General features: G+C 44.4%; 4 protein-coding genes. 2 read left to right on the top strand and 2 right to left on the bottom strand.

The genetic code is table 11. The features are described from left to right. Positions 1 to 273 precede the first annotated feature (273 nt). Positions 274 to 585 (bottom strand): HigA family addiction module antitoxin, encoded by a 312-nt coding sequence (locus tag QEH52_RS19050; protein ID WP_308952544.1) that lies wholly within the window; start codon positions 583 to 585, stop codon positions 274 to 276. 7 nt (positions 586 to 592) lie between these two features. Then, complete coding sequence (locus tag QEH52_RS19045) at positions 593 to 964, bottom strand: type II toxin-antitoxin system RelE/ParE family toxin (RefSeq protein WP_308952543.1); 372 nt, start codon at positions 962 to 964, stop codon at positions 593 to 595. Between the two features lie 396 nt (positions 965 to 1,360). Here QEH52_RS19045 and QEH52_RS19040 point away from each other — a divergent pair, with 396 nt between their 5' ends. Then, positions 1,361 to 2,275, top strand: a complete 915-nt coding sequence (locus QEH52_RS19040) for a hypothetical protein (protein WP_308952542.1) — start codon at positions 1,361 to 1,363, stop codon at positions 2,273 to 2,275. Between the two features lie 15 nt (positions 2,276 to 2,290). Next, entirely contained in the window at positions 2,291 to 3,643 is a 1,353-nt protein-coding gene (locus tag QEH52_RS19035; protein WP_308952541.1) for a S1 family peptidase, read from the top strand. Positions 3,644 to 4,120: the final 477 nt, after the last annotated feature.

Below are 4,120 nucleotides of genomic sequence, written 5' to 3'. Positions count from 1 at the left end.
GATGTGTCGGTGTATACCAAGCCATTCTTAGGCATGTTGCACATAAGGGGCCAGATCGCAACGAGGCTTAAGTCTTAAAGGGCAATCGCGGGCATCAGGGAAAACCCACGAAAGAGTGGAGTGTTTTAGTAAAACAAAATAAATTGGACTGACCCTTTTTGTTGGCCGTAAAACAAAATAAATTGGACTGACCCTTTTTGTTGGCCGTAAAACAAAATAAATTGGACTGACCCTTTTTGTTGGCCTCGAAGGACCGATGCGGGAACAACAGAATCAACCAGCCATGAGTTCTTGAGCGGTGTGTGCGGTCTTTTTCAAGTCGGCGTGTTCGCGTCTGGCTTTGCGGAGGTCGTAGTCGGCTTGAAGGTTGATCCAGAATTGGGCTTCCATTTGAAAGAAATAGCCGAGACGTAAGGCATATTCTCCAGTGATACGACGCTTGCCGTGGATCAGTTCGTTGAATCGAACATAGGGGATGCCCGCACCGAGGGCGACCGCTTTCTGCGAGAGGCCCATGGGCTCGATGAATTCCTGTAGTAGCAGCGTACCGGGCGGGTCGAGAGGAATGTAGGTTTCGGTGTTCATGGTAGTTTTAGTGGTAGTCGACTATCTCTGCGTCGTGGGCATTGCCGTCCTTCCAGCGAAAGCAGATGCGCCATTGTTCCTTCATCGCCCAGAGGGCACCCGCTTCAGGAAGTCCTTCGGACCCAGCTCGTAGAGCTGACCATCTTCGCGCTTGTCGCGCTACGTGTTTGTTGATGCGGATACTATGTTGGCCTTTGCGGTCGCCAGTGAGGGCTTCCAGGTGATTGCTGGGTGGAACGAGAAGCGTTTCGAGTTGTGTGACTGTGGCAATGAGTCGGAGCTTGTTGAGTGCTCGTTGCTGAATATCGGCAGGGAGCTTTTTAGAATAGCATCCTCCAAATATTTTGGCTGTTTCTTTGCATCGAAAACTCTGAATCATGGATTAACCAAAAGTTACAGATTTGTGAGATAGGTCAAATATAATCACAGTAATCTGTGATTGTAGGGAATGGTTGAATGAATCCGTGGGCTGGTGCCCCATCTCGTTCACATAAATGTGAACAGTGTAAACACATTCCATCTTTGGAAATATGGAATGCGTTATGATTTTTTTGGGTGTTTTGGATCCTTATCGTCGGCCGTGCGGACAATGTGAATCATGTCAAATTGCAAACATAACGACATGTCATCTTTTTTTCCCATTTTGAGCCCTTTTGTGCTGGATTAGTTCTCCTTATTGGGGTTATTAATGTCTAAATGCCAACGGTGCATCAATTCGCAGGCTATCCCGCTGAATTTGAGAGGATTCCAGCTGGCACGTCCGTAATTCCAATAATTGTCAACTAAACAATCAGAATCCTATACCAACATGAGAATATACTGTATTATACTTCTACTTATTTCATCATCCGACGCTTTTTCTGGAAATGCAAGTGACTCGAGTTTTTTTGAAAATCCAATTGTTTATCGCACGAAATATCAGCTATTCGAAGAAACTAAGCTATCTGTTGAGCATGCGAACACCGTAGATAAAGAGTCATATACTGCCATTCTAGGAGCACTGGGTGCTATGGATATTGGAAAGTCCGTGTTCAATTATCTTGTTGGTTTTGGCGCAGATAGCCTTGAAAGCTACGCAGGTAAGTATGAAGCACAATATGGTGCTACATTTGTATCGGAAGAAACTGAGTTGGATGACCCAGTCGATTATGAGTGTGTATTTACCAGAACTTTGTGGTATGCATCTAAAGATGATGCTAGGAAGGATTTCAAGGAGATCGATTCAATTGATTCGACTATCGCACGTTCGGAAAAGCATGCCTCTACTAATGAGGAGCTCTTTGCCGTAGACGCCGTTCAGCTACATTTTAGGCTGGTTTTTGGTGATTCGGCTTACCGTGTGTTGCCTGTTAAAGTCTATTACTCAGCAAGTAAGGCCTATAAGGCGCGCGTCCCATTAACTGATAAGGACCGCCTAGAGACCGCGTTTATGATTCAGTATCGCTACATTGATACAGCCAAGAATAAGGCGATTGAACTCGACCCTGTATCATTTAAAATCAAAACGGACATTTTTTCTAACAAGTGGAGGCGACTTGATGGATTTTCGACTGATTGGATGGCTGTTAGCAAGAGTGGAGCCAATGGTCCTTATAGTTTGTCTATGACAGTTGTAGAAAGTTCGGATATAAAAGAAGTTCTTGAGAGTGCGGCTGAGAAAGTTCGCGAACTCAAAATAGAAGATGAATAACCGATGAAGTGTTTTGTGTTCAGCGTAGCTGCAACTTTAGCTTACGTCCTCACTTCTTATAGTCTGTCACCAGGTGGCGCTAATGGAGGTGGCGCTAATGGGGGATTCGGTGGCAGCGCCGGTGGCTCTGAGAGTATTACTCCGTTATATGATCACGACGTTGATTCATTTCTGAGTCAGCGGGGGCTATCTGACAGACGCTCACTAGGCCTTGGCGATTTCAATGAATCAGGTATTTATTATCAGATTAATCCCTGGGGAAGTTTACTGGAATCAGGACGCATTACACAGAAGCAATACTCTGATTTAACCACTAACCGCAAACCGCTCTCGGAAGTGCAGTTGGAGCAAAATATAAATGAATCTTCTATAGCTGAAACTATCATAGAGACTTTAGGAAAGCCGTTTGGTGATGATTTTTATCCTACTGGTCCTCGCGATGGGGCTGGGTTGCCGCCAGTTAAAATCACAGCTTTGGTTAAGCAATGGGGAGTTGTTGCTCCTGAAATTATTGGGAGTGATTCTGGCGCTAGAAGGTATTATATTGCGAAAACTAGGCCAATGCTTCCAGTGTATAGCTACACGATTGGGGATAAGCACCTTGCTAGTGAGCATATTGAACCGGAGTTGCTTCAGGCCTTGTGGGCAGCTGAGAAAGAAATCTCCAGTTTTTCTCGATCAGTATGCAAAATCCATATAACGAGCACTTTTGCTGCTGGAGGCGCAACAGGCTTTTATGTAGGGAAGGATCATGTGGTAACAAACGCGCACGTTGCGGATGATATAACTAAGAAAAAGGTTAAATCTGCTCCTTTACCCTTTACCATAAATCGAGATGCTTATTGCTTTTGGCATGATACACGGGGGGGGCTTGTGCGGGGGCGTATCAGCAAGATCGTCTACTATGATATTGAAAACGATGTTGCTATTTTGAAACTTAGATCAGGTTGGAATCCAAGTAGTATAATTCCTTCGGTCAAGCTAGACAGAAACTTTATCGCTACTGACAAAAAGATTCCGATTGTTGTGCTCGGATATCCGAAAGTTGATGCCAGTTATTGGAAACCAAATTCTGGATTATTTGCGGATTCGATTAGGCTTTTTGAGGAGACTTTCGGCGGGCAGCGCTTATCAAAAAGAGTGTCTCCGGGCTATCTCTACCATTATTCGAACGATGACCGCTATTATCATGACAGCACAACGTTTGATGGCAACTCCGGGTCGTTAGTTGTTAGCCTAAGGCAGTCAGTCTCTCCGGTCGCAATACACTATGCAGGTGAGGGCCGTAGCGATGCCAACCCTATTCGTCAGAATTATCTGACGCCATTTTCTAGGCTTCCGCAGTCATTTTTTGATATTATTGAATAGGGGCCAACAAAAAGGGTGACCCTTTTTGTTGGCCCCTATTTCCGTTATTTCGGAAGTGGCGTTTTATGGAGTCAGCGCGTTTCTGGAAACAAGTATATTGCGAATTTTACGCCATTCATTGTAGGCGTTTATAGTTTGATTGCGGTCACGATTTGAGATGAATAGATGTATTAATTCAGTGTATTTCTCTTTGTCGTGAGCCCAAGTCCCTAACAACTTTTGTGCATTAATCCAGTCGTTTAGACTCTTCTTGAATAGCTCCTCATTTAGAGTGCGAACAAGATTATTACATACTGTAGATACTACTTGAATGTCATTGAAATCAAAGGCGATTTGAGTGGCTTGTTGAGGGCAAAAAAAAAGGTCATGTCAGAATGGCACTGACTTAAGCGGTTCGGGCGGTCAGAACGTAGGGGCGCGACTTGTCACAATGCCATTGCATATTAAAAATATGATAAGCCAGCAACAATATCTGTA

This window comes from Thalassobacterium maritimum, from assembly GCF_031127805.1.
Classification (GTDB): domain Bacteria; phylum Verrucomicrobiota; class Verrucomicrobiia; order Opitutales; family Coraliomargaritaceae; genus Thalassobacterium; species Thalassobacterium maritimum.
The sequence above is the reverse complement of the archived record's forward strand: the minus strand, read 5'-3'. Positions and strand labels throughout refer to the sequence as shown.

Coding starts and splice junctions, on each gene's coding strand:
- QEH52_RS19050 (WP_308952544.1), bottom strand. CDS start 585: ATGAACACCGAAACCTACATTCCTCTCGACCCGCCCGGTACGCTGCTA.
- QEH52_RS19045 (WP_308952543.1), bottom strand. CDS start 964: ATGATTCAGAGTTTTCGATGCAAAGAAACAGCCAAAATATTTGGAGGA.